General features: G+C 43.2%; 1 protein-coding gene. It reads left to right on the top strand.

Annotated elements, in window-relative coordinates; genetic code table 11:
• The coding region (locus HC026_RS12670; protein ID WP_168926238.1) for a hypothetical protein at window positions 1-222 on the top strand (222 nt) is incomplete at both ends.

Genomic DNA, 222 nt, shown 5'->3' with positions numbered 1-222 from the left:
TTGAGCAATGACAGCAATAGTTTGAGTAATGACCTGAGTGACTTTAGTGACCAACAGAGTGATTTCAATTCTGAGCAAACGAAGTTTACAAGTGACGTTGCCGTTTCCACGACAACATCGGGGACCATCTCAAACGAATTGAGTAACTTGAGTAGTGATCTTGGTGGACTGAGTGATGATCAAGTTGCCATCGATAGTGATGTGACGAAGGAAACTAGCGAC

The organism is Secundilactobacillus angelensis (assembly GCF_012641075.1).
GTDB lineage: Bacteria > Bacillota > Bacilli > Lactobacillales > Lactobacillaceae > Secundilactobacillus > Secundilactobacillus angelensis.
This window is presented reverse-complemented; position numbering and strand designations above follow the sequence as displayed.